The organism is Ralstonia pickettii, assembly GCF_001699815.1.
Classification (GTDB): domain Bacteria; phylum Pseudomonadota; class Gammaproteobacteria; order Burkholderiales; family Burkholderiaceae; genus Ralstonia; species Ralstonia thomasii.
Window position 1 is genome coordinate 1 of record NZ_MCGB01000059.1, and the last position, 524, is coordinate 524.

Genomic DNA, 524 nt, shown 5'->3' on the forward strand with positions numbered 1-524 from the left:
TGCCGGTGCGGTGGCGGGTGCGGCGGTGCCCTGCGCAAACGCTGAACCCATCACCAGCGCACCGATTGAAAACATCAACGCAGACAGTTTCATAACGAGACCCCCAACGAGGCACGGAAATACGTGCGTGACCGATTAACGCTGGCCGACAGCGCGCGTTGACCAACCCGAGGGTTTGTCAGAAGACAAACGCTGCAACGTTGATCATTCCGCAACAGTCGGCGTCGCTTGTGTTGCGCCGACGGGCGATGCGAAGTCGGCGCCATCCCAGCATAGGCAAGATCACACGGCGCGGCGAAGTTTCAGGCGAATGTGTCGATGCCCTGCACCAGCCGCCTGGCCAAGCGGGGCTGCCGTAGCTGCTCAAGCCACCATTGGAGTGCGCGGCCCTCGCCGTCGACATCGCCGCTGCGCCAGCCGACGTAGAGCAGGTTCGGCTCGCGCGGATCGGTGGTACGTTTTTCCACCAGCTCGCCGCGCGCCAGCAGCGACGCCACGCGGTGCCTCGGCAGCCAGCCGACGCC

General features: G+C 64.9%; 1 pseudogene. It reads right to left on the bottom strand.

The annotated features are described in order from the left end of the window. Positions 1–302: 302 nt before the first annotated feature. Positions 303–524: pseudogene (locus tag BEK68_RS10690) on the bottom strand (LysR family transcriptional regulator); the annotation flags it as partial.